Origin of the sequence: Robertmurraya mesotrionivorans (assembly GCF_050971805.1) — a bacterium.
Lineage (GTDB): Bacteria > Bacillota > Bacilli > Bacillales > Cytobacillaceae > Robertmurraya_A.
Genome location: NZ_JBPCCH010000009.1, coordinates 72,592 through 98,691 on the forward strand (window position 1 = coordinate 72,592; position 26,100 = coordinate 98,691).

Annotated in this window: 29 protein-coding genes and 1 riboswitch; of the genes, 9 read left to right on the forward strand and 20 right to left on the reverse strand. The window is 37.4% G+C overall.

Annotation, left to right across the window (positions count from 1 at the left end; all coding sequences use genetic code 11):
- Nucleotides 1–20: 20 nt before the first annotated feature.
- Nucleotides 21–527: a CBO0543 family protein gene (locus tag ACRX5O_RS15250; RefSeq protein ID WP_433906723.1), complete on the reverse strand. Its 507-nt coding sequence runs from the start codon at nucleotides 525–527 to the stop codon at nucleotides 21–23.
- A gap of 157 nt (nucleotides 528–684) precedes the next feature.
- Between ACRX5O_RS15250 and ACRX5O_RS15255 the strand changes: the two genes are divergently transcribed.
- Entirely contained in the window at nucleotides 685–831 is a 147-nt protein-coding gene (locus tag ACRX5O_RS15255) for a hypothetical protein (RefSeq protein ID WP_433906724.1), read from the forward strand.
- Nucleotides 832–937: 106 nt separating this feature from the next.
- Here ACRX5O_RS15255 and ACRX5O_RS15260 read toward each other — a convergent pair whose 3' ends face one another.
- Entirely contained in the window at nucleotides 938–2,227 is a 1,290-nt protein-coding gene (locus ACRX5O_RS15260) for an NCS2 family permease (protein ID WP_433906725.1), read from the reverse strand.
- 40 nt (nucleotides 2,228–2,267) lie between these two features.
- Nucleotides 2,268–2,367, reverse strand: a riboswitch (purine riboswitch).
- 115 nt (nucleotides 2,368–2,482) lie between these two features.
- Nucleotides 2,483–3,148, reverse strand: coding sequence for a serine/threonine protein kinase (locus ACRX5O_RS15265; protein ID WP_433906726.1), 666 nt, complete (start codon nucleotides 3,146–3,148; stop codon nucleotides 2,483–2,485).
- A gap of 131 nt (nucleotides 3,149–3,279) precedes the next feature.
- Here ACRX5O_RS15265 and ACRX5O_RS15270 point away from each other — a divergent pair, with 131 nt between their 5' ends.
- Complete coding sequence (locus ACRX5O_RS15270; RefSeq protein WP_119707922.1) at nucleotides 3,280–3,486, forward strand: hypothetical protein; 207 nt, start codon at nucleotides 3,280–3,282, stop codon at nucleotides 3,484–3,486.
- Between the two features lie 133 nt (nucleotides 3,487–3,619).
- Nucleotides 3,620–4,051, forward strand: coding sequence for a DUF2383 domain-containing protein (locus ACRX5O_RS15275; RefSeq protein ID WP_433906727.1), 432 nt, complete (start codon nucleotides 3,620–3,622; stop codon nucleotides 4,049–4,051).
- Nucleotides 4,052–4,126: 75 nt separating this feature from the next.
- Here ACRX5O_RS15275 and ACRX5O_RS15280 read toward each other — a convergent pair whose 3' ends face one another.
- Nucleotides 4,127–5,146, reverse strand: coding sequence for a cation diffusion facilitator family transporter (locus ACRX5O_RS15280; protein WP_433906812.1), 1,020 nt, complete (start codon nucleotides 5,144–5,146; stop codon nucleotides 4,127–4,129).
- 198 nt (nucleotides 5,147–5,344) lie between these two features.
- On the opposite strand from ACRX5O_RS15280, the gene ACRX5O_RS15285 reads away from it, so the two are divergent.
- Together ACRX5O_RS15285 and ACRX5O_RS15290 are read left to right on the forward strand one after the other, a co-directional pair.
- The gene (locus ACRX5O_RS15285) at nucleotides 5,345–6,280 is read left to right on the forward strand and encodes a sporulation protein (protein ID WP_433906728.1); all 936 of its coding nucleotides are present in this window, start codon (nucleotides 5,345–5,347) and stop codon (nucleotides 6,278–6,280) included.
- 506 nt (nucleotides 6,281–6,786) lie between these two features.
- Nucleotides 6,787–7,188 (forward strand): sporulation protein, encoded by a 402-nt coding sequence (locus ACRX5O_RS15290; protein WP_433906729.1) that lies wholly within the window; start codon nucleotides 6,787–6,789, stop codon nucleotides 7,186–7,188.
- A gap of 25 nt (nucleotides 7,189–7,213) precedes the next feature.
- Here the strand turns inward: ACRX5O_RS15290 and ACRX5O_RS15295 are convergent, their stop codons facing one another.
- The 3 genes from ACRX5O_RS15295 to ACRX5O_RS15305 form a co-directional block, all read right to left on the reverse strand.
- Nucleotides 7,214–7,342: a hypothetical protein gene (locus tag ACRX5O_RS15295; RefSeq protein WP_276131208.1), complete on the reverse strand. Its 129-nt coding sequence runs from the start codon at nucleotides 7,340–7,342 to the stop codon at nucleotides 7,214–7,216.
- 125 nt (nucleotides 7,343–7,467) lie between these two features.
- On the reverse strand, nucleotides 7,468–7,890 hold the full coding sequence (locus ACRX5O_RS15300; protein ID WP_433906730.1) for a hypothetical protein: 423 nt from the start codon (nucleotides 7,888–7,890) through the stop codon (nucleotides 7,468–7,470).
- A 170-nt stretch (nucleotides 7,891–8,060) separates the two neighbouring features.
- A complete protein-coding gene (locus tag ACRX5O_RS15305; RefSeq protein ID WP_433906731.1) occupies nucleotides 8,061–9,044 on the reverse strand; it encodes a ketoacyl-ACP synthase III in 984 nt (327 codons plus the stop codon).
- A gap of 162 nt (nucleotides 9,045–9,206) precedes the next feature.
- On the opposite strand from ACRX5O_RS15305, the gene ACRX5O_RS15310 reads away from it, so the two are divergent.
- Together ACRX5O_RS15310 and map are read left to right on the forward strand one after the other, a co-directional pair.
- On the forward strand, nucleotides 9,207–9,650 hold the full coding sequence (locus ACRX5O_RS15310) for a VOC family protein (RefSeq protein ID WP_433906732.1): 444 nt from the start codon (nucleotides 9,207–9,209) through the stop codon (nucleotides 9,648–9,650).
- Between the two features lie 126 nt (nucleotides 9,651–9,776).
- A complete protein-coding gene (gene map, locus ACRX5O_RS15315) occupies nucleotides 9,777–10,520 on the forward strand; it encodes a type I methionyl aminopeptidase (protein WP_433906733.1) in 744 nt (247 codons plus the stop codon).
- A 68-nt stretch (nucleotides 10,521–10,588) separates the two neighbouring features.
- On the opposite strand, the gene ACRX5O_RS15320 is transcribed toward map, so the two are convergent.
- From ACRX5O_RS15320 to ACRX5O_RS15350, 7 genes are all read right to left on the reverse strand, one after another.
- A complete protein-coding gene (locus tag ACRX5O_RS15320) occupies nucleotides 10,589–11,557 on the reverse strand; it encodes a carbohydrate kinase family protein (RefSeq protein ID WP_433906734.1) in 969 nt (322 codons plus the stop codon).
- A gap of 14 nt (nucleotides 11,558–11,571) precedes the next feature.
- Nucleotides 11,572–13,050, reverse strand: coding sequence for a glycoside hydrolase family 32 protein (locus ACRX5O_RS15325; protein ID WP_433906735.1), 1,479 nt, complete (start codon nucleotides 13,048–13,050; stop codon nucleotides 11,572–11,574).
- A gap of 67 nt (nucleotides 13,051–13,117) precedes the next feature.
- On the reverse strand, nucleotides 13,118–14,566 hold the full coding sequence (locus ACRX5O_RS15330; protein ID WP_433906736.1) for a sucrose-specific PTS transporter subunit IIBC: 1,449 nt from the start codon (nucleotides 14,564–14,566) through the stop codon (nucleotides 13,118–13,120).
- 142 nt (nucleotides 14,567–14,708) lie between these two features.
- Entirely contained in the window at nucleotides 14,709–15,704 is a 996-nt protein-coding gene (locus ACRX5O_RS15335; protein WP_433906737.1) for a LacI family DNA-binding transcriptional regulator, read from the reverse strand.
- A gap of 126 nt (nucleotides 15,705–15,830) precedes the next feature.
- Nucleotides 15,831–16,475 (reverse strand): hypothetical protein, encoded by a 645-nt coding sequence (locus tag ACRX5O_RS15340; RefSeq protein ID WP_433906738.1) that lies wholly within the window; start codon nucleotides 16,473–16,475, stop codon nucleotides 15,831–15,833.
- 17 nt (nucleotides 16,476–16,492) lie between these two features.
- Entirely contained in the window at nucleotides 16,493–16,999 is a 507-nt protein-coding gene (locus ACRX5O_RS15345) for a CPBP family intramembrane glutamic endopeptidase (protein ID WP_433906739.1), read from the reverse strand.
- Between the two features lie 414 nt (nucleotides 17,000–17,413).
- Entirely contained in the window at nucleotides 17,414–18,868 is a 1,455-nt protein-coding gene (locus ACRX5O_RS15350; protein WP_433906740.1) for a glycoside hydrolase family 1 protein, read from the reverse strand.
- A gap of 204 nt (nucleotides 18,869–19,072) precedes the next feature.
- On the opposite strand from ACRX5O_RS15350, the gene ACRX5O_RS15355 reads away from it, so the two are divergent.
- The gene (locus tag ACRX5O_RS15355; protein ID WP_433906741.1) at nucleotides 19,073–19,795 is read left to right on the forward strand and encodes a MurR/RpiR family transcriptional regulator; all 723 of its coding nucleotides are present in this window, start codon (nucleotides 19,073–19,075) and stop codon (nucleotides 19,793–19,795) included.
- 438 nt (nucleotides 19,796–20,233) lie between these two features.
- Nucleotides 20,234–20,839: a LysE family translocator gene (locus ACRX5O_RS15360; RefSeq protein ID WP_119707911.1), complete on the forward strand. Its 606-nt coding sequence runs from the start codon at nucleotides 20,234–20,236 to the stop codon at nucleotides 20,837–20,839.
- Nucleotides 20,840–20,857: 18 nt separating this feature from the next.
- Here ACRX5O_RS15360 and ACRX5O_RS15365 read toward each other — a convergent pair whose 3' ends face one another.
- The 6 genes from ACRX5O_RS15365 to ACRX5O_RS15390 form a co-directional block, all read right to left on the reverse strand.
- Nucleotides 20,858–21,454 (reverse strand): DUF6944 family repetitive protein, encoded by a 597-nt coding sequence (locus tag ACRX5O_RS15365; protein ID WP_433906742.1) that lies wholly within the window; start codon nucleotides 21,452–21,454, stop codon nucleotides 20,858–20,860.
- A gap of 121 nt (nucleotides 21,455–21,575) precedes the next feature.
- Nucleotides 21,576–21,740 (reverse strand): Fur-regulated basic protein FbpA, encoded by a 165-nt coding sequence (locus tag ACRX5O_RS15370; protein WP_119707909.1) that lies wholly within the window; start codon nucleotides 21,738–21,740, stop codon nucleotides 21,576–21,578.
- A 110-nt stretch (nucleotides 21,741–21,850) separates the two neighbouring features.
- Entirely contained in the window at nucleotides 21,851–22,594 is a 744-nt protein-coding gene (locus ACRX5O_RS15375; RefSeq protein WP_433906813.1) for an ABC transporter permease, read from the reverse strand.
- 94 nt (nucleotides 22,595–22,688) lie between these two features.
- A complete protein-coding gene (locus ACRX5O_RS15380) occupies nucleotides 22,689–23,465 on the reverse strand; it encodes an ABC transporter ATP-binding protein (RefSeq protein WP_433906743.1) in 777 nt (258 codons plus the stop codon).
- Nucleotides 23,466–23,478: 13 nt separating this feature from the next.
- Nucleotides 23,479–24,501 carry an ABC transporter substrate-binding protein gene (locus ACRX5O_RS15385; protein ID WP_433906744.1) on the reverse strand — a complete coding sequence of 341 codons (1,023 nt, stop codon included), beginning with the start codon at nucleotides 24,499–24,501 and terminating at the stop codon, nucleotides 23,479–23,481.
- 23 nt (nucleotides 24,502–24,524) lie between these two features.
- A complete protein-coding gene (locus tag ACRX5O_RS15390) occupies nucleotides 24,525–25,985 on the reverse strand; it encodes an aryl-sulfate sulfotransferase (protein ID WP_433906745.1) in 1,461 nt (486 codons plus the stop codon).
- Nucleotides 25,986–26,100 lie beyond the last annotated feature (115 nt).

Here is a 26,100-nt window from a genome sequence, read left to right on the forward strand (position 1 = left end):
GAATGTCCAAACAACTTTGGCTATTTTGCAAATTTAAATGGAATATCAAACTGTGCAATTAAGAAAATGATAATAAACAAAGAAATGATATATGCTGGAAGTGGTTTATTGTGATGTAGAGCAATAACCGAAAACATCACAAGATCAAATAGAAATGAATACAATAAGGTCCAACCATTTTGATACGATATTCTGTCAAACATGTGCAAAATCCATTCAACGAAAATATAAATTCCGGACCAAACAAATATGTAAAGGATTCGTTGAAGCCATTTCACAGGAAAGTGGGAGAGAAATAAAAAGATACTTAAAGGCATGGTGTTTATTGCATAAATTATGACAACCAATTCATGACCATATAGAAAATCGGGATGAAATTTCCACAATGTATTTTCTTGTACGATATATTCATACAGCAAACCACCTGTGGAAATAAATAGCATACTGGGATGATATTCGCGCCAGTTTTTCCCTTTTCCCCACTTCATCGCTGCCAAGATCGTTAGTATCGCAATAGTAACGTGCATACCCACTACCCTCTCAAGTGTTTGTTCACAGTTTAACCTAAAGAAACGCCTTTAATGTACAGATTTTTTTGTTTAAACCTAAGATTCCTTAACTGTATAAGAAGGAAAAATACAGGAACAATATGTGTGAAACATTGAGTAAGGGAGGCTAAAATAGATGGATGTAAATAAAAATGAACCTAACTCTTCGGTAACCAATGATAAACAAGAATTACAAAATAAAAACGAAATGAACCCGGAGCAGAACACCTCAGCACAAAAAGATGGTTTTCGATATGATTATGATGATTCTTCTGATGTGTAAAAAGAATGTTTTCCCTGAATTTTAAAAAGGACGTTAAACCACGAATTCAACGTCCTTTTTCACTAGAAACACAAAAATGAGTTGCCTAAGCAACTCATTTAAAAGATTAGTGGGAAGGAAAGAAGATCATTTGCAAAATAAAGATCGCTCCAAAAACATATAAAATCGGATGAACTTCTTTTCCTTTTCCGCTTACCAATTTCATTAATGGATACGTAATGAATCCAATGGAGATCCCCGTCGCAATACTCGCTGTTAATGGCATTGTGAGAATGATTGCAAACGCAGGAAAAGCTTCATCAAAGATTTTCCAATTGATTTTTGATAACCCCTCCATCATATAACAGCCAACGATAATTAATGTTGGAGCTGTTATTGCAGGTAGTGATGAAATCGCAGACACGATTGGCGAAAAGAATAATACCAGGAAAAACAGAATGGCCACTACCATTGAAGTTAACCCGGAACGACCACCAGCAGCCACCCCAGTTGATGACTCAATATACGCGCTTGATGGGCTTGTTCCTAAGGTTGATCCTACTGTTGTCGCTACCGCATCTGCCATAAGTGCAGATTTTACCTTTGGAAGATTTCCGTTTTTCATCAGACCAGCTTGTTCCGCTACCCCAATCATCGTTCCAGTTGTATCAAAAATCGTAACGAGTAAAAAGGCAAAAACAACCGTATACAATCCGTTTGAGAAAACACCCATGATATCAATATCAAAAAAGACAATTGGTGGTGGAGTTGCAACCACTCCATCAAATTTTAAATCGCCTGTAAAGTAACCAATCACAGCTGTTACAAGCATTCCAATAAACAATGCACCATTCACTTTACGTGCAATCAAAATAAGAGTTACGAACAATCCGACGATAGATAAAATCGTAACCGGTTGATGAAGATCCCCAAAAGCTACTAAATTACCTGGATTCGCAACGACAATTCCCGCCATTTTTAATCCAATAAAGGCTATGAAAAGACCAATTCCTGATGTAATCCCATATTTTAAAGAAGCTGGAATGGAATGTATTAATGTTTCTCGCAACTTCGTAAAAGATAATAATAGAAATAACACACCTGCTAAAAACACAGCTCCAAAAACAACTTGATAACTGATTCCATGAACAGCAACTACACTTGTGAAGTAAGCATTCATCCCCATCCCAGGAGCAATGGCGATAGGATACTTTGCAAATAGAGCCATGATTAATGTACCGATAACGGCTGAGGCAATCGTCGCCACAAACACTTGATTAAAAGGTACTCCTGCCGCTGAAAGAATCGCAGGGTTTACAAAAATGATATACACCATCGTTAAAAAGGTAGTAATTCCTGCGAGAATCTCTGTTTTTACATTTGTTCCTAATTCCTTTAACTGAAAAAAGCGTTCCATAAATCCTCCTAAAAATAAAAATTCCTAACTATAAATGGGTAGACTTCTCCTACCCATTCGTAGTTAGGAATTAACGGTTCCTAGTAGAGACTCTTAGACCATATTTCTAAGAATATACGAATGAAATATCACAACAAAATGTATTATATACGAACTTTTAACATCCGTAAACATTTATTGTTCGTATTTTACTCATATTTCACAAAAAATTCTTTTAAACTACTTCATAAAAAAAGAGAAAGCTCTCACTTCCTCCTAAAACCACTTCAACTTCAATACATCCTTAAAGAAATCTTCAATGGTTGTTGTTTGCCTATTGTTATAGCTTTTTCTAACCGTTTCTAACAACCATGCCGGAATGGATTTTCCATCTATTAAACGATAATACTCCTCGTATCCTCTTTTTAAATGCTCCCACCGACCGTCATCTCCAGATAATAAATATTCAGATACATCGATGATTTTCACTTTGTCATCTTGTAATAGAATATTTTTCAAGTGAATATCACGAGGATTTAAACCCTTCTTTCTTGCGTAAGCTCTCGCTTTATCTACCTCTTGAATCACCTGTGATGGAATATGAATCCCTTGCTGAAGACAATCATAAAGTGTGATACCTGGCTCATAACTTACAACTAGATACCGGTCTCTCACTTCATAGCAGGTCGAAAAATAAGGAGAAGATCCCAGTTTTTCATACACCTTTGCTTCCATCTGAATTTTTTCTAATTTATCATCAGCAAACAGTTTATATGCATAGGCTGGCGCATGAATATATTGAAAAACAGCTGCATCCGTACCAACACCAATACACTTCAATTCTTTTACATTCCCATGAATCGAAACGGGTTGATTATTTGGATTCGAAGAAATAGTTATACGGGACAGGAGCTCATCAACAATTTCACATTCTTTTTCCATATTCAGCCCCCTATCTATCTTGAAATCTATTTAGTTAGGGTATCACAATCATTCAAGTTAATAAAATATTATGACCTGTCATATAATGGACAACCCGTTAATAGGTATTTATTATCTTGGAGGTGGTTTGAGTGAACGAAAATAAAAAATTAGCCATTGAGCTTGCAAAAGCATTAATTCAAAATAACCATGTGAAGCCACGATTCAGTCACACAAGAAACAATGACATCGGAGATGAAAACTCAATTGAATACCTAATTGGGGATTCTCGCTATTCGTTTATAGACATTGTCTCCCATTATTTGGACAATATTGAACGCATTAAGAAGTGGAACTAGTTGCCGCTTCCTTACTAAAATATATTCTATAAAAGCACACAAATTCATTAATGAGGATAAGTTATCCTTTTTTAGTAAAAAAACGAATATTTATAAGGGAACTCCTAAAAATAGAATGAAAGGATGTGCTTTTATGAAAAATGAGACAGTTATTGCAGAACTAAATGCCCTACTAAAGGGTACTTACATGGGGATTCGCTCGATGGAGCACTATATTGAAAAAGTCGCTGATGAGGAACTAAGAAGACATTTTCAGTCAATGCAACAGGAAACAAAGCACAATGCCCAAATACTTGCCGAGCGGATTCAAAATTTAAGTGGTGTACCAGCTGATAGCGAAGGGATAACAGGAGCCATGCAAGGTTATTTACATCGGATGATGCTCTCAGAGGATCCTAAAGATATCCTTGAGGATGCCTTAAAAGGTGTAGATGATTACGGTGTACACTATTCAGAAGAACTTGTAAGAGGAGATTTAGATCCTGAAAGCAGACAAATCGTTGAAGAAGTCATTGATACAAATCGAAGACATGCTGACTTTTTAAGACAATTACTACATCAGTAGACCATCTGAATCAGGAGATGGTCTCTTATTTTAACATGAGCTCCCTTTCTAAAAAACTATTTAAAAAAGAAGCCCTTAAGGCCTCTTATCTAATCTCAAAACTAATTCTTCAAGCTTTTTTGGCGTCCAGTCCTTTACCCCGTTATCTTCAATTATGCCTATTCCTACATCAGAAATATCGGGATCAGAGACAAGAGTATCCTTCACTCGTAATTTGATATCATCTGCCACAGATAAAGTTAGTCCCTTTCTTAATTCGATTAGGGCTTCCACATGATAATATCGTCCTTCTTGGATAATTCTCATTTTATTAATATCGGTAACATCCGTATCACTTAAGATTATCTTCACTACTCGTTCTTCAATGTCCCTTGGTGCTGCAACACCGATTAAACCAACCATATTATCATACCCTACGCGAAATGCAACACCAATCATTAACAATCCAATTAAAATGGTTACGATACCATCTAATATTGCAGCATTTGTGTAATAAACCACTATGACAGACAGTAATGCTAAGGCTGCACCAGTGACAGCAACAAGGTCTTCATAAAACACTAAACGTGTCGGTGGAGCAGCTCTTCCGACATTTTTAAAGGAACCGGTGACAATTTCAAATCCTTTAGAGTTCGCTCTTGCCTCTACATTTATTTCTTTCATTGCTTTGACTAAAATTGCCCCATCAATAAGAAGATTTAGGATTAATACAAATACATTTAGCCATAGTCCTCCGTGGGATTCGGCAGGATGTTGAATTAAATGCCAACCTTCTAAAATCGTTTCATACGCCATAATCGTCACAACAATAACTGCAACCATACAGAAAATATTGATCACACGTCCAAACCCCGTTGGAAATCGTCGTGTTGGTGCTTTTTCAGCCATAATGCTTCCTATATAAACAAACCCCTGATTGACCGAATCAGCTAATGAGTGCATGGCAGAGGCAAACATAGCGCCACTTCCACTTATCGTTCCTGCAATAAATTTTGTTGCTGCAATCACAGCATTTCCTATCATCGCTACCGCTGAAGATTTATTTCCCTTTTTGATTAAACTAATTAATGGTTTTGATTCTGTATTTTCCACAATTCTTAACTCCTCGAAAATAATTAGAATGATAAAATCTTACACTTTTTCCATAATTATGTCATTAAATATTTTTAAAAATTAATGAAACTAATTTATTTTTCTAACGTATGTACATAACAAAGAATTAATGCATTGATATATTTTTATATATTGGTCAATGCATTAAATACATAAGATTAAATAAAAAGGAGAATAATGATGTTTAAAAAAATACTAGCACATTTTGGAAAAGGTGCTGCTACTGTTGATTTACGATTTGAAAACCGTCCATATACTCCAGGTGAAGAAGTTAATGGAGAAATAAGTATTCAAGGCGGAGAAGTTGAGCAAATTATTAATTCATTAGCTGTTCGTCTAATGATGAGCGTAAGAACTCCACAAGGTACAGTGGATCGGGAAGTGGGTAGCGTAAGGTTAAATTCAGCTAATCGTATACTACCGAAAGAACAACAGATAGTCGCTTTTTCATACCAACTGCCTACGAATTTAGCTATTACAAGAAACACCGTCGCCTATTATTTTGACACCGAATTAGACATTGAAGGTGGAGTGGACCGTTCGGATGTTGATCGTTTAACGGTTGATTTCCCAGCAAATATTCAAAATCTATTCCGCGTACTAAGTAGTCTAGGGTTTCGAGAAAAGCATGAATCTGGTAAGTTAGATCAATATGGCCAAGAGTTTGCTTTCTTTCCAACTGAATTCTTGAACGGCTCTGTAAATGAAGTAGAATTCCGATTTGCCCAAGAAAAAAATGGGCTATATGTATGGATGGAAGTAGATTGCCGTAATGGCTTCCATGAGATTGAAGCCAAACGTGAGTTCTTCTTGGAAGAGGCAATCTTACTTGATGAACAAAAACTCACAAATAGTCTTAAACAGTACTTGACTGAAGCAAGTGAACGTCCTCATTCTTATACTCAACCATTTTCCTATTCAACCCCTGGTGGATATAGTCCACGTTCGTCTAATCCAATGGGAGGGATGATCGGAGGTTTAGCTATGGGAGTACTTGGAGGTCTTCTTTTAAGCGAAATGATGGGAAGTGCAGTAGAGGCCATGGGCTTTGACGATGAAATGGAGGAAGTTGAGGATTTTGATCTTGGAGATATCTTTGGAGGAGACGAAGACTAAATAAATCCTATTGACGTGAATTAAGTTGATATATTATTATATTTTATACAGTCCTTCGAGTTACGACTGTACAATAAGTTATATACTCCAAAGGGGAGTAGCTAACAGTTATGTCGACATTACGTGATTTCAATCACCGGCTTAACTGGCAACGTATTTGTTGTTTGCGAGACCTTTGCCATTCGGTAAAGGAAATATATGAAACCCAGCCTTTATCATTTATGGTAGAGGCTTTTTATTTATTTACAAGGAGGAGAATGACCATCTAAACGCATCACTATCACCTATTATTTACTTTATAAAAGAGGAGAAGATAGTTTAGTTGGACAGTGATTCACACAGGCGTATCTTTATTTTGTTAACACTATTTATTACATTAAAACTCTATGTACTTTCAATATTGACCTTAGAAACATATTCGCCACCTAGATTCATAGCTTTACAATCTAATACTGAAAATATAAACACTCAAATAATTAGTTTATCCATAAAATGGAGGGTATCAATTGTTTAATATATTTACTACGCTACTAAAAGCCGGTTCACCTACTGTTGACCTTAAAATTAATCAGCCATTTGCTCAAATCGGCGAGACGATAATTGGTTGTTTTTATCTCCATGGAGGCCGTAAAACTCAAAAAATTAAGAGGCTTGAATGTAGTTTAGTTAAAGAATACGAAGATGGAAGCTTCGATACAGTTGAAGAAGTAACAACCATTTTAATGTCGCAGCAACTAAGTGAAAAGGAAACGCTCGAATTCCCTTTCACTTTTGTGATAACTGATAAATTCCAACCAACCACAAGCAATATTACCTATCGATTTCATACAAATCTTGTCTACTCAGATAACCTTTCAAGTAAAGATCATGATGAACTGGTTATTCTTACTTCAGAAGGAGATGATTAATTAAAATAGGGAGGCAATTGCCTCCCTACGTATTCTTTCTGCCTTTTGCAGAATTTTCTTTTGCATGTGCTTCGTGTTCAGCAACGATAGCTTCAGCAGGAATATGGTTATTTTTTTTCGGACGATTCGCTTGTGCACGATGTTTTTTTCCCATGATGATCCCTCCATGCTATATTTTAATTTTATTAAGCATGTGCTTAAATAGGATTGGAAATCCTACAACATATCTTCCCTCAATAAAAATAAAGCATTCATGTAAATTACATAGGAATAAATATCTCATTCATTGCCTGAGATCATATTAAACGCCACTTCTTTTCCATCACTATAAGCTTTCAAATACTCATATTTTTTATTAATATTTACTTTATACAATAACTCATGGTCTAGATCATGATTGGTATAATCAGTGGTAGTTTCTGTGTTATAAATAATCTGTAGTGTATCTCCATTTTCTTCGACATCGAAATCAGTAATATAGACCGCAGCCTCACCCTGTTTTACATTGGCACTATTCAAATACACATAAACTCCCTTTTCGGAATCAAAGTAAACATTTACTCCATTTTCATCCTCGAGATCACTAATAAAAGATTGGATCTCTTGCTTCACATCTTGTTTTTCAACTTGAGAATAAGATAGACTCGAGCTACACCCGGATAGTAAACCTGATAATGCTAGTATTAATACGATCTTTTTCATGTATACTCCCCTTTTTCCATTAGTTTAAAGAGTATTTATTACATAATCTCTATATTATTACCTTCATTTTACCATCTTGAGACAAAACACTCCCTTTATTTCCCTGTAATATGGAAAAAACTTAAAAAAAAGGACGTTAACCTCAAGATTAACGTCCTTCCTAAAACCTTTTAAATCGTCCACTCCAATAACACCCCGGCGTGAGTTAGTCCTCCACCGAAGCCGTATAATAAAATTTTATCTCCACGTTTTATTTTCCCCTCCGTTACCCCTTTATCCAAGGCAAGCGGGATTGTTGCTGCAGAGGTATTCCCGTATTCCACTAAGCTTTTTAGTGTTTTTTCTATCGGAAATTGGCTTCTTTCACAAATGGACTCAATGATTCTAAGATTCGCACTGTGTGGTACAAACCAATCAATTTCTTGTAAGCTTATGTCTGTCTTTTCTAGTACGGACAACATCCCTTTTGGAACCGTATTAACAGCCCATTTATATACTTCTCGCCCATTTTGTGTAATGTTTCCTGTTGCCGTTAGGCTTTCTCCGTTTATACTCTCAGATAAATCTGTACAGTATAAGTTCTTCCCAAGTTCCCCTTGTGAACCTAAATGTGAGGAGAGGAAACTTGGACTATCTTCATTATATTCCACAAGAGCCGCTCCCCCACCATCACCAAATAATACGCAAGTCGTTCTATCAGTAAAATCAGTTAATTTTGACATCGTTTCTGCACCAATAACCAAAACCTTTTTATTCAAACCAGCAGTAACTAAACCATTGGCAACGTGTAAACCATAGGTAAACCCTGCGCATGCCGCATTCAGATCAATCGCTCCGGTATGAGGAATTCCGAGCTTAGCTTGGACTAATGCAGCAACACTTGGAGTTTTGAAATCTGGAGTCATGGTACATACAATAATCATATCTACATCATGAACAGTCTTGTTATTTTTTTCGATTAAATTTTCTACCGCTTTTACACAAATATCACTTGTAAACTCTTGTTGGCTTGCTATTCTTCTTTCCTTTATACCAGTGCGTTTGATGATCCATTCATTGTTTGTGTCAACCATCCGCTCTAGTTCTTCATTCGTTAGTATTTTCTCTGGTACATATGAACCTACGGCAGTGATTTGTGCTCTCGAGTCGTTCATTCCTTCACCTCATTAATAGATATACACTCATTATAACTAACTATTAGTATCTGGTGCTAATTTTATGTAGTTTTAAAGAACTTTTTTCACTAGCTACAAGGTTTTTTCCATTTTCTGTAGAATTATGCTTCTAGTAAAAAGTAATGAGAGGAGTATTTAAAAATGGAAAATGAAAACAATATCGGTAAATTTGGATTGAGTATTCAAGTGCGGTTAGTCTCTGATCTTAAAAAAGCACGAAACTACTATCGAGATCAACTTGGATGCGACGTGGATGATTGGGGACATGCCACCCGTGATCAAATGACGATTTTATTACAACAAGCATCCTCACCAAGTGATATCCGTCCAAATGCCCTATCGAAAAAACGCTCCGATTACCCTTCAGAATGGCAAGGACCCAATTACGGATGGGATACTTTTATCCATGTAGAATGGGCCGATGTAGAAAAAATTGTGAATGATGTCCGGAGGAGAGGAGGCATCATTTCTGTTGAGCCCTTCTTCGGTTCTCATGGCGGTTGGGATTTTAAAAACGCACACCTATCTGACCTTGATGGATACAATATTGTACTCGGAGCGATGCGAAAATCTAGGAAGGTTTGATCACTTCAATAAAAAACCACCAAGACATTCCCCTCTTCCTCGATTAGTAAAAGTGGATTTTCCTGCAAGAAAAGGGTATTCTAGAACAATCGAACTTTTATTTAATTTTATTGAAGGGGATTTATTATGATTGCAAAAACAGAAGAAGATATTAATGGATTGAAGGAAATCGGGAGAATCGTTTCCTTGATCCGTGAGGAATTGGTGCAAAAGACGGTTCCAGGGATTACTACACAAGAGCTTGATGATATGGCTGGTATTCTTTTTGAAGAGAACGGAGCAATTTCTGCACCTAAGGGTGAATATAATTTTCCTGGCTACACTTGCATAAGTGTGAATGAAGAAGTGGCGCATGGGATTCCTGGAAAGCGTGTGATACAAGAAGGAGATATTGTTAACATTGATGTGTCCGGCTCTAAAAATGGCTATTTCGCCGATACAGGTATTTCCTTTGTTGTTGGTGAGGGAGACCCTATTCTTACGAAGATTTGCGAAACAGCAAAAGAAGCATTCGAAATGGGCTTGAAGAAAGCAAAACCTGGCACAAAGAAGAGTGGACTCGGAAAAGCCGTAATGGCCGTCGCCAGAAAGAATGGATTAACGGTTATTAAAAATCTAACGGGTCATGGCATCGGACGGAGAATTCATGAAGCCCCTGATCATATTTACAATTACAACGAAACCTGGGATGATGAACTGTTAAAAGATGGTATGGTCATCGCTTTTGAACCATTTATCTCCACACAAGAAGAGGAAGTGTTCCAAAACGAAGGAGATGACTGGACTTACGTCACAGAAAAAAGCTTTGTCGCTCAATGTGAACATACCATCATTCTTACTAAGAACGGACCGATCGTGATTACTCGATAATTCGATATGTTCAACTACAATTACGAAAAGAAAAGGAACTTGCTATATACACAGCAAGTTCCTTTTCGCTATTTATTGATCAATCTATTAATATCCTCTACTGTAGGAAGAGCAGAAATCGCTCCCTTTCCTTCTGTAGTTAATGCCCCACTTGCATTCGCAAATGTAAGAAATTCCTCTGCTTTTGTCTCTAGTAGTTGTTCTACTTCTTCAATGCTGGCGTTATTTTCTAAAAGCTTGTATAAGAATCCACCAATAAAAGCATCTCCAGCACCTGTTGTATCTTGTACATTTGCCTTAAAGCCATGAGATTCGTATTTTTTGCCATTTACATAAAGTTCTGCACCGCTGGCTCCTTTGGTATAAATGATTGCTTTTACCTCTCCTTGAAATAGAGAAGAAATGGCCGTTTCTTCGTCAGCTATTCCTGTAATGAATTCGAGCTCTTCATCCGAAATTTTGACGATATGAGCCTCTGGAATAAATGCCAGAATGGTATTTTTGCATTCTTCTGCATCCTTCCAGAGGGGAAGTCTTACGTTGGGGTCAAAACTAACAAGGCCGCCTTTTGCTTTCATCGCTCGAATCGCTTTCGTATGCGCCCGCTTCATTGGGCTTTCAACTAAGTCAACCGAACAAAAGTGGAGTATGTCTCCCTTATTAAACCACTCTTCATCAATTTCTGCTTCATCTAACAGTAAATCAGCGGATGGGTTACGGTAAAAAGAAAAATCTCTCTCTCCGTCTAGTCGAAGAGAAACAAAGGCAAGACCTGTATTGGCCTCAGACGTTCTGCTAACCTTATCTGTCTCTACGCCGGCTTCTTCCAACTTTTCTACTAAAAAATCACCAAACGCATCTACTCCAAGCTTAGTAATCATAGAAGAGGATCCACCATATTTGGCAACGGCTGCCGCTACGTTAGCTGGAGCTCCTCCTGGTGCACGTTCAAAAGAAATAACATCCTTTAATGCTTTTCCTTTTTCCAAAGGGATAAAATCAATTAATACTTCTCCGATAGAAAATAACTTCCCCATTTTCCTACCTCTTTCTACTGATTTGTTTGTAATTCCCATTTCTTTGCCTGAATAGAAACCTTCCCACCTGTAGCAAAAAAGCGGATTCCTTCACTCTCTCGGCTAGGAAAGATTCTACTTGTAAAAACTTCTTCTCCATCATTAACAAAAATCTCAACTGAGGACACATCAACAAACATCTGAAGCTTAATTTTCTTGCTGTCCAGCGTACATTTTCTCACTGTCCCATAAGACGTGGCAAAGGATGTTCCAGAATGTGCCCGATCGAGGACTAGCTTCTTTTCTATCGTATCATAAGTAATGATTGTTTTTTCATTTTTTCCTGTTCGAAATTCAATCCCAAAGGTCTTTGCATCATGGTTTTGAAATTCAGTGATTAGCTCATAAGTGGTGCCGGTGAACCCAGCGTAGGATTTACCATCATTATGAAGGATATCCTCTATACGTTTTTCTTTTGTTCTTAGCCCTTGTAATTCTTTTACTGGATTTTGAAGTAGTTTCCCGTTTTTTTCGGTTAACTCTCTTGGTAAGGATAGACAATGAGCCCAACCATGCGCATCCGTCGGATAGTCGATTTCCGGAAGACCAACCCATCCAACTAAGATCCGTCTCCCTTCATGATCCTCCATCGTTTGTGGTGCGTAGAAATCAAAGCCACGATCCAGTTCTTGAAACTCTCCGTGGGAAAATAAACCATTCTCCACATCAAGTTGATTTCCTATCAAGTATCCAGATTGATAAATATTTTGATATAAATCACCATTTGGAGCAATTCCTTGTGGTGAAAAAACTAGAATTCCTTGATCTCCCAGTTCAAAATAATCGGGGCATTCCCACATATAACCGAATTGAGGAAGCTCTGTTTTCATTTCACCTTTAAAGGACCAACTCAATAAATCATTTGATTGATAAAGGACTATACACCCTGTTTCATTTGTTCTTTGAGCTCCAATCACCATAAAAAACTGATCGTCTTTTTTCCATATTTTCGGATCACGAAAATGATCGGTATATCCTTCTGGTACCTCAGAGATAACCGGAGGAAGCTTTGTTATTTCCCCATCATGATTCATCACAGCTAAACATTGATATGGATTCCTTCCCCAATCATTATCACGCGTGTTTCCTGTATAAAGTAAATATAATTTACCCTCATGTTCGATGGCACTCCCTGAGTAAGCTCCATGACTATCAAAATAGTCCCCTGGCTTGATCCCAATTCCTGCATCTTCCCAGTTCACCAAGTCCTTTGATTTCACATGATACCAATATTTCAACCCATGAACCGGTCCTAAAGGGAACCATTGATAAAATAAATGATATTCACCGTTAAAGTAGGAAAAACCGTTTGGATCGTTTAATAATCCTGTATTCGGTTGTATATGGAAAGTTTGTCGCCAGACTGAATTATTCACTCTTTGTTCCAATTCAAGTACTTCTTCCTGGCTTACTTCTTCCAACGTTCGATATCTTCTTTCTTTTGTCCATTCCATGTTAGTCTTCTCCTTATGCAAACAGAGGGGAATCAAAATCGTGATTCTCCCTCCTCATTTTTCACTCTTAAGCTGCTTTAAGCCCGTTTTTCTTCTTTTCTTTCTTTTCCTCACGCTTCCCTAATACATAGGTCATAGCAAAGGCTACTGAAAAGGCAATTGCCATTCCGATTATATAAGTGATAATGGATCCCGGCTTAATAGAGATAATGCCAGGAAGTCCCGCCGCACCAAGAGCAACAGCTTTTACTTTAAATAGCGTCACAAACGCTGCTCCTACCGCTGATCCGATAATGGCACCGATAAATGGAAAACGCAGCTTTAAATTCACTCCGAACATAGCAGGCTCCGTAATACCTAGTAACGCTGAGATACCTGCTGCTGAAGCAACACCTTTTGTCTTGGCATTTTTCGTAATTAAAAGGACCGCCAGTGTTGATGCACCTTGTGCAATATTTGACATGGCAGCAATAACGAAGATAAAAGAACCGCCTGTTTTAGCCATATCTGCTAGCAATTGCGTTTCTACTGCAATAAAGCTGTGGTGCATACCTGTGATAACAATTGGCGCATAAAGAAGTCCAAAGATTGCTCCCCCGATAAAACCAGTCGTGTCATACAACCAAATTAAGCCGTCAGTTAGTAAGTTCCCTGCCGAACGTGTAATAGGGCCAACTGCTGTGAATGTTAAAAGACCTGTAACAAATATAGTTAATAATGGCGTTAATAAATTATCTAATGCAGATGGAATCACTTTGCGTAAACCGTTTTCAATTTTTGCTAAAATAAACGATGCTGCAAGAACTGGTAGAACACTACCCTGATATCCGACCTTTTCGATCTCTAAGCCAAGAATGTTCCAAACCGGAATCGTCCCATTTAACAAAGCATCTCCGTAACCATATCCATTCAATAAATCTGGGTGAACCATCAGCATTCCAAGAGCTGCCCCTAAATACTGATTGCCGCCAAAACGTTTTGTGGCTGAAAATCCAATTAAAATCGGTAAGAAAACAAATGCAGCATTCGCAAACGTATTAATAAGTGCGGCTAAATCAGCAAGTTCAGGCTTAGCTTCGACAAGAGATTTTCCAGCGATAAATAAGTCTTGAGCCGTTAATAGATTGTTAATCCCCATCAATAAACCACCAGCTACAATCGCTGGGATAATAGGTACAAAGATATCAGAAAGCATCTTTACAAAACGTTGAAGCGGATTCATTTTCTTTGATCCAGCATCCTTTACGTCGCTCGTAGACATTTCTTCTATATTTGTTAACCTAGTAAACTCTTTATATACTTCATTTACCGTACCGGAACCAAGGATAATCTGATACTGACCTCCAGTTGAGAACGTTCCCTTTACTACATCCATTTCTTCAAGAACATTTGTATCTACTAAGCTTTCATCCTCTAAGACTAGTCGAAGTCTTGTTGCACAATGTGCCGCAGCTGAAACATTTTCCTTGCCGCCAATAGCTTTAAGAATTTCTTCAGCAATTAATGAATAATTCATTGGTATTTCCTCCTTATTCTATTGTGGAACCGATTCCAAACTTGATTAAAAAAAATCCGCAATAGTGGAACCGGTTCCTTTTTTAAGTGTTATATCACCGGTTCCTAGGCTGCTTGTTTTGGAACCGGTTCCGATAAGTTGATTATAATTCATGTTTTATGAAACTGTCAACGCTTCCACGAGAAATTAATTCAAAATTTGTGTATGTGATTTTTTCTATTTGTTCCCCTTCAATCAATTTAAGCATTTTTTGCGCAGCTATTCTCCCTGCATTCTTAAATTCGTATTTGACAGTCGTGAGACTTGGATGAATGTACTCTGTTACTTCATATCCACCAAACCCTGTAACAGATAAATCCTTTGGAATATCTAATCCCTTTATAAAGGCTGCTTTACAAGCACCTAGGGCAATATTATCTGTCGCACAGACGATGATCGATGGCTGAAAATCTTCAATAATACGTGTCGCTTGCTCGAGAGCCTCACCCATCCCAAACCCTGTTTCATAATATTTGACCTCGCACCCTTCAATATCTGAAACTGCATCTTTGAAGCCATCTCTCCGTTGCACACCTACAGAAATATCTTTTGGTGTTACACCTAAATAAGCTATTTTTCTATGACCTTTCTCCAAAACATGTTTCCCCATTGCTTTTGCTGCTTCGTAATCTTGATGGATAATACTATAAACTTCTTGATGCTGTTGGCCTACGAGAAGGACCGGTATATCAATTTTTTCAAAAGCTTCTAGATGCTGATCGGTTATTTTAGTTGCCAACAAAATAATTCCTGCTACCTTTTGTCTAGCAAAGCTGTAAAGACTCTCTATTTCTCTTTCTTCATCTTGACTTGTATTCGAGATGACCATTTGGCATCCAGCTTCTCGGAGTTGTTCATCAATCCCAATGAGTGTTCTTGCAGAAGCAAAAGAATCTAACCGTGGAACAACGGTTCCAATAATACTTGTCTTCTTTGCTTTTAAACTTTGAGCAAACGTATTCGGAACATACCCCGTCTCGTTTATCACTCTCTCTATCTTCAGTTTTGTCGCATCTCCAATCGACCCACCGTTCAAGTAACGTGAAACGGTACTCTTCGCCACACCAGCGATACGAGCAATATCTGCAATTGTTGTCATATTGTCACTCCGTTATAAATTCTTCTATGTAATCCTACCAAATCCAATAGGTATAACTTAACACCACTATTCTACCATAATTTCACAAAAAAAGACGATTACTCAATAAGCAATCGTCGATCCTATTTAAAAGTCTTTACTCCACCCCTCCTCCTCTAATATTACGCCGTTTTCAGCCACATAACCTACAAAAACAGTCCCGTGTTGCAACAAATCACTGTTTTCCAAGTAGGAAACAAAATTATTAAAGAGAGTATCATCGTTTTCACTTTTTTCTCGGGGGAGAGTTATGTGGATTGTAGCTGTTATATCAAAGTCTTTATAACTACCTACATTCAATGGATCGATCCCTAAATCTATTCCGATTTCGTCAGAGAACATAGCAAAGTATTCTACCTTTTCTCCAAAATTATCTTTAACGTACGTTCGAACCGCATTTTCTAGTTCGGCAGCCCACTTATCCGCTACGTATGTATCGACCATTTCATTGGTTTCATTGTCCATATATACTAGAAACTCTATTTGATTCACTTTATCTCGTACTTTAGCCGCATATTCAAATTCAAAATTCCCCATGTTATCAAATAGCGTATCAAATATTTCAAAGTCATCATTAAATTTTTCTTCCAAATATTGTTCTGCTTGACCCATTACTTCCTCTTCCTTCTCTTTGTCAGGTTTCATACTCAAGTTAAAACTAATAACAAGTGCGATAATTGCCACTAGAACTAAAGCAAAAATACCTAAGATAATCTTAAAAAACTTTTTCATGTAGATCCCCCTAGTAACTAAAGAATGAAGCCACTTAAAACCATGCCTATATTAATCACGATATGGAAAATAATAGATGGGAAAATGCTATTTGTTTTTAAAACCAGCACTCCATAGAAAAGCCCTCCTACTGAAAAAAAGAGACAAAGAAATAATGGAATACCAATAATTAGGTGCAATAATCCGAAACCAATACTTGTAACAACCAGTGCATAAGAAACCGTAGCATATTTAACTAAGCTTGATAATAATATCCCTCGCCATATCCACTCCTCAAGTGTAGCGTTAATTAGTGAAAATAATAAACAAAAGATGATGAATGATTTCGTTATTGATTCTTGTTGTAGAGCAAATGGAAGGAACGCTGCTCCAGAAGATAGAATCACGATGATCATTAAGTTGTACAACTTTATGGAGTGAAAGGGTAATTCAATTACACGACTCCACCGAGGCATCTGATGATAAAAAAAGAATTCCTTTTTACTTACTCGATGAGAAATGTATAAGCCCGCTACAATAATCAAAAGCAAACTTCTGTTAAAAAGAATCCTCGTCTCTATTGAAAAATCATACTGACCAATCACGACATTCATTATCTGGTAAATTATTAAACTAACAAGGAAAAATATAAACAAAGAACATATAAATCGTAAGTTACTGTTTTTTATAGAAAGAAAAATTAATAAAACTATTACCGCTATCGACCAAAACCACATTTCATAAGAGATTACAATTATCCCCACTAAAAACAAAATAGCCATTAGTATATTTTTTTGCCATGAAAGAATCGTCATAACCACTCCTACTGTTTACTGTTTAATAATATAATACCATTTAATTCCTTTTTTAAGAAAAAAAAATTCCGAGGAAGCGCGAAACTACATCCAAAAAAGACATCCCAGTAAATGAGATGTCTTCCAAATAATATTAGCTTCTATTTATAGTTCTTCCCCATTGGAAGCAATAACATTTTTATACCAATCGAACGATTTCTTCTTGCTTCTTGCTAATGTACCATTGCCGTAATCGTCTTGGTCTACGTAGATGAATCCATAACGTTTAGACATTTCTGACGTACCGGCACTAATTAAATCAATGCAGCCCCAGCTTGTGTAACCAATAAGATCTACGCCCTCTTTGATTGCTTCTTTCATTTGTTCAATATGAGCACGCATATAATCAATACGGTAATCATCGTTGATAGAACCATCTTCTTCTACTTTATCGTAAGCGCCAAGACCATTCTCAACAATAAATAAAGGTACTTGGTAGCGGTCGTACATTTTCTTTAATGTAATACGCAAGCCCTTTGGATCGATTTGCCATCCCCAATCCGATGACTCTAAGTAAGGGTTTTTCACTCCGCTAAAGAAGTTTCCTTTTTCCTTTTTCTTACCTGGTGCCCCACTAGCAACCATAGACATATAGTAGCTGAATGATAGGAAGTCTACTGTATGTTGTAATAAAATTTCTTCGTCTCCAGGAAGCATGTTAATTTTAATATCATTTTCTTCAAAATAGCTCAACATATAGCTTGGATAATATCCACGAACTTGAACATCTGTGAAGAATAAGTTCATTTGATCTTCTTTTTGTGCTTCTAATACATCATCTGGACTACATGTTTCAGGATATACTTCCATACGAGCTAACATACATCCAATCATAGCATCAGGAATAATTTCATGACATGCTTTAACGGCTCTTGCGCTAGCAACAAATTGATGATGTAGAGCTTGATATACCGTTTGTTCCTTATGCTCCACTTCGTCAATCAGAATTCCACTTCCGATATACGGAGAAAGTGTAGAAATATTGATCTCATTAAAAGTTAACCAGTATTTTACTTTGCTCTTATAACGATTGAACACTGTTTCTGCATAATGAACAAAGAACTCAACTACACGACGATCTGCCCAACCATTGTAATTTTGTACTAAGCTGAGTGGAATTTCGTAATGTGATAAAGTCACAAGTGGCTCAATTCCATACTTTAATAATTCATCAAATACCTTGTCATAGAAAGCTAGTCCTTCTTCATTTGGCTCTCTATCATCACCGTTTGGAAATATACGAGGCCAAGAGATAGACATACGGAATGTTTTAAAGCCCATTTCTGCAAACAAAGCAATATCTTCTTTATAACGATGGTAGAAGTCGATTCCACGACGTTTTGGGAAGTTATCTCCGCCTTTACCTGCTAAAAGATCTTCTAGTTCCTTTTTGCTTTTCACGTCCATCTCAATTTCATTTCCACGTTCTTCTTTTGGAACAAATTGAACCATGTCAAAGATCGATAATCCTTTACCGCCTTCGTTATATGCACCTTCTAATTGGTTTGCAGCCGTAGCTCCACCCCATAAAAACCCTTCTGGGAATTGATTGTTTTTCATGATTGTTCCTCCTAGCCTGTTCTCTAAAATGTTATTAGTTAGTCTATAGGAATATAGTAATTTTAATTCGTGTGATAGTAAATATTTGTGGAGTATCTAGTTTTTAATAACAGCGGTTGTTATACGTTACAAAGTTGTAACACTATGTTACATTAGTAAAAGTATGATTAAAGAGCAGCGATTTCTAAGGAGAGGTTCCCTTTTATGTTTACAAACGAGGTCATTAAATCATTCAATGAATTAGAAACATCTATATATAATTATGTTTGCCAAAATGGTGAGAAAGTTGCCTATATGAGAATACGTGAATTAGCCGATGAAACACATGTTTCCACAGCGACCATACTACGTTTTTGCCGTAAAGTTAATTGCGAAGGTTTTTCAGAGTTTAAAGTTAAGCTTAAAATGCATCTAGGCGAAGAGAAAAAAACAACACTAAAATATTCAGACCATTCAGTAGTTGAGTTTTTCGAGCGAACATTAAATGGAGATTTAGAAGATAAAATTAAAGAAGCAGCAAAACTGATTGCAGAAGCCGATCATGTTATTTTTATCGGGAGCGGCAGCTCAGGTATTGTTGCTGAATACGGAGCCAGATACTTCTCTAGTTTGGGGAAATTCTCACTTTATATAAAGGATCCTTTCTTACAGCTTCACTCCAAACACCACGATAAAAGCGTTACGATCGCGTTATCGGTGTCGGGTGAAAACTTTTTTACGATAGAACACTTGAACCAACTAAAGCAAGAAAAAAGTACCATTATTAGCATTACAAATAATACACGTTCAACGATTGCCAAAATATCTGATGTAAACATTGCATATTACGTGACGGAAGAAATTTATGAAAAAGCCAATATTACCACTCAAGTGCCCGTCGTGTATATTTTAGAATCTCTCGCACGTGAAGTACATAGACAAAGCTAAACCATTATTAAGACCAATTTCACGGCTAACCAAACTGATTTTTGGTCTTAATCCGACTTATAATGACCGCTTCACAACCGCCTTTTACTGACTTTCGGTCTTCACCTACCTTATGAAGGTCGTTTCAAACTGATTTTTATCAACTTTTGATCTTCATCAGCCCTATGAAGAACACTTCTCTCCCTTCTTTATCAACTTTTGATCTTCATCAGCCTTATGAAGATCACTTCCCTCCCTTCATTATCATCTATTGATCTTCATCACCTTTTTCTGATTTTATTTCTCATTACCAAAAATCTTTTCCCTTAAATGAACAAAGACATAAATACTAGTATTTCTTTAGCTTGGTAGACTGCTAATACATTAGTTGAGTCTCTTGAGAGATTTTCTGTTTCTATGTTTTAATATGTAAAAATAAGAAATTGAAGGAGTAGTACGATGTTTTTCTATATTTGCATGTCATTATCTATCATTCTAATACCTGGTCCCGATATGATCTTTGTTCTTACACAAAGTATTTCATCAGGTATAAAAGCAGGAGTCCGTACGATTTTAGGTTCCTTAACGGGAACATTTATTCATACCTTACTTGCTGCGTTTGGCTTGTCGATTATCGTTCAAAAATCACCCTTTGTTTTTGAGGTAATTAAATATGGCGGAGCCGTTTATTTACTATTCTTAGCTATTCAATCTTTTCGTGAAAAAAGTGAATCTACTCAATTAGAACCTGATAGTGCTCAATCAAAGGGCTTTTTTAGAAAAGGTTTTATAACGAATATTGCTAATCCAAAAATGCCTATTTTCTTTTTAACCTTTTTACCACAGTTTGTACATGTAGGTACGGGAGATGAATCGTTTCAAATCTTTTTCTTAGGGATCATCTTCATCATAGAAACCTTTATTGTCTTTTTTATTGTTTCATTATTCTCTTCACGTTTAAGAGACAAATTGAGTGGAAATGCTTTGGTATCTAACATTATTAATTACTTTAAGGGAACTATTTTTGCTGGGTTGGGGATAAAATTGCTTCTTTTAAGTAGGTAGAGAAGAACTTACGGGGTGTTAAGGAGACGGAACACCCCGTTTGCTTTCTTCCGGAAGAGTACCCAATATCGAGATTACCGAACCAATTGCTTGAATCCAACTTCCAGTAAAGATAATTACATCACCAGGCGAATCAGAATCAGATTCAGATTCAGACTCTTCCTTTTCTCTTAAGTTAATAGACCCTCCAATTGCCTGAAGCGAATTCCCTGTAGATTGGAGTAGGTTCCCGTATATATTGTAAATTTGTCCAGGAGCGGACGGGTCCTCAAATTCCTCCCCTAGTGCTACACCGCCCCCTAATGCTTGTAATAAGTTGCCCGTGATCACTAATTTTTCTTCCGTTACTTCTTCTACATCCAAAATAAGACCAGCAACAACCGTACTGTTTCCTATTGCTTGAATCTCATTACCTAGTTTCTCGAGTGAGGGATTTCTTTGCGCGTCTGCTTGGATGGCATTGCCGGTTCCTTGGAGTGTATTCCCGACAATGTCTAAGCCTTTGTATAAATCTGTTATTCTAGTGGACTGTGTAGGTATACTTGCTATTGCTGAAAGTATTGTCCCTATTGCAGTTATTACCGCTCCAAATAATTCTTTGACCTGATCGTCCATAACATACTCCTTACTGTTGTATGTTAAATTATATTCAATTCTTATAGGCGTGCTACCCATGATCAGTTACTAAAAACTCAACTTATAAAAATAAAGACCTTCGCTTAACGAAGGTCCACACTTATTCCTTACGATTTCGGTTCCACTTTTTATACTCTAATTCTAAGTCTGTAAGTGTTAGCTCAAATAAATGTTGCTCGTTCTTCTTGTAGATTCCTGCTTTGATTAAGTAATTAATTAAATAATTCTTTCTTTTTTCTACTGCTAATCTTAATTGTTTTGACATCCTCAATACCTCCAGTTTAGTTTATTCATTTACCAACAAGTCTTACTACTGTACTTTTGGAAAACCAAACTGTTTTTTTTACATAAATTAGTAAGGTAAGAGTTCTCTCATCAATCCCTAACCACGTTATATCTTTTAAGAATTACTTTTCCAAACTGGTTGAAGACTCGGTCCATCGTGAAGCCCATTAGTCCAAGAATTACTAGCCCCACAAAGATCCAATCTGTTTTAAAATACAATCTTGAGTTCCAAATCATATAGCCTATTCCTTCATTAGCTGCAACCATTTCAGCCCCGATGATGGCCATAAAGGAAGAACCCATGGCAAGCCTTGCACCTGTAAAAATATAAGGAAGGGATGCCGGGATAATGACATGAAACATAATTTGCCACTCTGATGCTCCCATACTTCTAGCTGAACGTATTTTATCTTCTTCAATAGCCTGCACACCGGTAAGGGTGTTGATGGTTACAATGAAAAAGGTGGCGTACATAATTAAAAAGATTTTCGACTGCTCCCCAATACCAAACCAAAGCATAAATAAGGTGATAAATGCGAGTGGTGGGATAAATCGTACAAAGTTAATAATCGGATCAAATAATGCTCGGAGTATGGGAATGCGCCCTATTAGCAAGCCAGTTGGGATCGCTACAAGATTCCCTAATGTCCAGCCGGAAATGACTCTTACAAAACTCACCCATATATAAAGGAAAAGTGAACCATCTTGACTAAGGTCGACCGCACCTTTCCAAACAGCCAATGGACTCGGTAGAAACTGCGGATCAGACAGGCTAGCTGCTATGCTCCAAATCGCAAAAACAAGAATCCACGCAAGAATTCCACTGTTTATCATTTTTACCAGAAGGCTCGATGGAACTTTTTTCTTTTGAAATATCTTCTCACTTTTTATCACTTTATTTCTTAGTGCACCCATTTTGCCCCCTCCTTTAATCAAAATGAGATTGAATACTGTGGTAATGTAGACTAAACTCCTTATCGGTAAAACTCCTAGGATAAGGTAAGGAAATATCGTATATAGCTTCAATATTTGAGGACGGTCCTACAGACATGACACCTACCTTTTGCCCAAGTAACAGCGCCTCCTGAATATCATGTGTCACGAAAATAACTGTTTTATTGGTTTCCTTCCAGATTCGAATGAATTCGGTTTGCATCGTTCTTCGAGTCATCGCATCAAGGGCACCGAAAGGTTCATCCATTAACAAAATTTCTGGATCATTGGCTAACACACGAGCTAACTGTACCCTTTGTTTCATTCCACCTGAAAGTTCTCTCGGGAATTTCCCTTCGTGACCTTTTAGACCTACTAGATTAATATAATGAGCAGATGTTTCTTGACGAATGTTTTTGGGTACTTTCTTCATCTTCAATCCAAATTCAACATTTTCCTTTACCGTTAGCCATGGAAATAGTGCAGCATCCGCCTGCTGGAAAACGACCCCTCGATTCCTGCCAGGTTTATGAACCTCTTCTCCGTCAACGATCAGCTCACCGGCAGACTTTTCAATAAACCCAGCAATGATATTCAGTAAGGTAGACTTCCCGCATCCGCTCGGACCAAGGAGAATAAAAAACTCCCCTCGTTGAATGGATAAATCCACCTCCTCCAGCACATGAAAACTACTATTGTTAAAGGTTTTTGTTAATCCCGTAATGGAAATAGCTGCAGGAGTTTCAATTACTTTTTCCTTTACTGTGCTCATCCTTTTTCCTCCTTTATTCAACCGTTACTAAATCAGGAAAGGCATTCTTCAGTGGCTCAAGGAACAGTTTATCCTTTAGATTATATGACTCTTTTAATATCCCTTTTTCCTCTAGCCATTCTTTCATATCCTCAAGATGCTTAACATCCTCCCCGGTAAATCCTAAAACATAATTTTGTCTTTCAATATCTTTTAACGCGTCTTCTTCTGGTACTTTTAATTGTTCAAAGGCAATTTGGGCTGTTTCTTTTTGATGGTTACCTACATACTCAATACCTTGTGATAATGCCTTTAGAACCGACTTCACTGCTTCTGGATGTTCCTCCACAAATGATCGTTTTGCAAGAAGGTAACTATCAATTGTGACACCCGCACTTTCTAAGTCATCTAACTGTGTGACTCCTTCTATACTTTTGAACTTATCTTTTAAGGCACCTGAACTCCAAACCGCATCGATATCTCCCTTTTTCACTCCTACAATGGCTTCATCAGGGGTACTATATGGAACGTAAATGATGTCTTCTTCACTAATTTGATTGGCTTCCAAATATTTGGCCCATATATACTCGGTAACCGTCCCTTTAGGCACACCTAATTTCTTTCCTTTTAAATCCTCTGGACTCTTGATGTCCCCTCGCACAAGAAGCTGGTTATCTTTTAATGATCTTTCATGGCCTCTTGTCAGAGTGGAAACAACCACCATATCGCCTTTCCCTAACGAGTTTAATAGAGCGTAGTCAGCAGCAAGTCCTGTGTCCGCCTGTTCCGTTAAAATGGCGTTAACCGTATCAATGCCATAAGCAAAATTAGATAGCTCTGCATTTACCCCTTGTTCGTCAAAATATCCCTGCTTTTCAGCTGCTCGAAACTGAAAAGATCCTCCTGCAGCCGTATCGATGGCCAATCTAACCGTACTCACTTCTGTTGCTTTTCCTTCTGAGTCACTTGTACTGCTTTTTGTGGTGCTCGAGCATCCTGTAATGATAAGGCTAAAAAGTAGCAATATACTAAGTACTGATAACATTATGTTTTTCATTCTATCTCCCCCTTAGAATCCTCTTATTCTTCTACTTTCTCTTTTCTCGTTTCGTCTACAGTTGCTACACAGAATGCTCCATCTCCATACGAAACGGTCCCTGCAACAGTGACCACTGAATCTGTACCTGTACTTGCTGCATTAGGCACCCTAAACTCAGCAATATTCAGTGGCACAATTTCTGTTTCTTCCTGCTTATCTAACTGAGGTACCCATTCATATGGGACACGATAAGCACGATACACCATGTTTGCATTTCTTTTATTTTTATAAGGAGAAATATATTCCCAAACTAATTCATGCTCGTGAGTTACTTCAAAAATCCTTCCATCTGCCCCTTCGGTAATCAATGTGTTTCCATTAGGCAAACGTTGGGCAGAGCTTATATAAGGACTATAAAAGCGATAAGAATCTAACGGTGCTTGGAAACCCGCTTCTGTTGGTGTATATTGCCATTCGATTTCTAATGTGACAGGGTTAATTTCTAAAATTCTAGAATGATCGCGTACCGCGCTCTTTACTCCATATGGAGAAGCAGGATTCGGCAATCCATATCCAGCCCATCCACCATTATCAAATACGAGGAGATTCCCTTCACCAGGTAAGCCTCGAGGAATGATATGTGCATGATGCTGACCAATAATCCAGCCTAAATGCTTCACATCTGGTGTGGAGTAGTCTGGACCCAACTTCCAAACAATTTTTCCAGTTTTTTTATCAATAATCGCAATAATATTCGTTTCTCTTGCATCCCAAATAATATTATCAGGATGAAAACGTTCATCTCCCTGATCATAAAACTTATTTGGTCCGATCGTAGACATGGAATTGATATGCATCCAGTCTCCAGCCGAATCTCCAGTAGAGTTTCCAAAGAACCGTGTATTCGGATCTCGGAAAAGGACATTTTTCGCACTTTCATCAAAGCCTAGCTCATCAAAATGATCACTAACTGCCCACTCCCAAAGAATATTTCCTTCCCAATCCACCTCAATGATGACGTCATCTAATAATAATTTGTCAGAGATCTCAGGCTTATGAACATTTTTGTGAGCTAAAATTAACGTTGTTCCGCCAATAATACGAGGCTCTAATTCTGGAGAGTAATATCCCACTGGACTGCCTTCTCGTTGATAATCGTGGTGAGCCCTCGCCATCCATTGCGGTTCATGTCCAGGGTCTTCAATATATTCATATTTGTTAAATTTCCAAACAATATTCCCTTCCCAATCCACTTGAACTACATCCACTTCGTCTTGAAATCCATATTTGGGATCTCTTTCGGCTGTACTCCCTAATACATAACCTCCAGGTAAAAGTTTATTAGGAAACCCACGAAGTCCTTTCCACAAATGCACTTCCTTTCCATTCATGTCAATCAATAGTGCGCCTAAGTCTGCAGCTTGATAAATCGTATAACCACTGCTTGCTTTTTCAGGTTGATAAACTGTAGCTCCTGTTGGATGAATCGTTGGATGTCCCATTTTTTCTCCACTCCTCTGTATTTTTTCAAAATAAAAAGCCCCCTCAGCAACGGTTCATGTTTATGAACAGTTAACTAACAGGAGCCTTCGGTTGTCCGATCGGCATGTATTTACT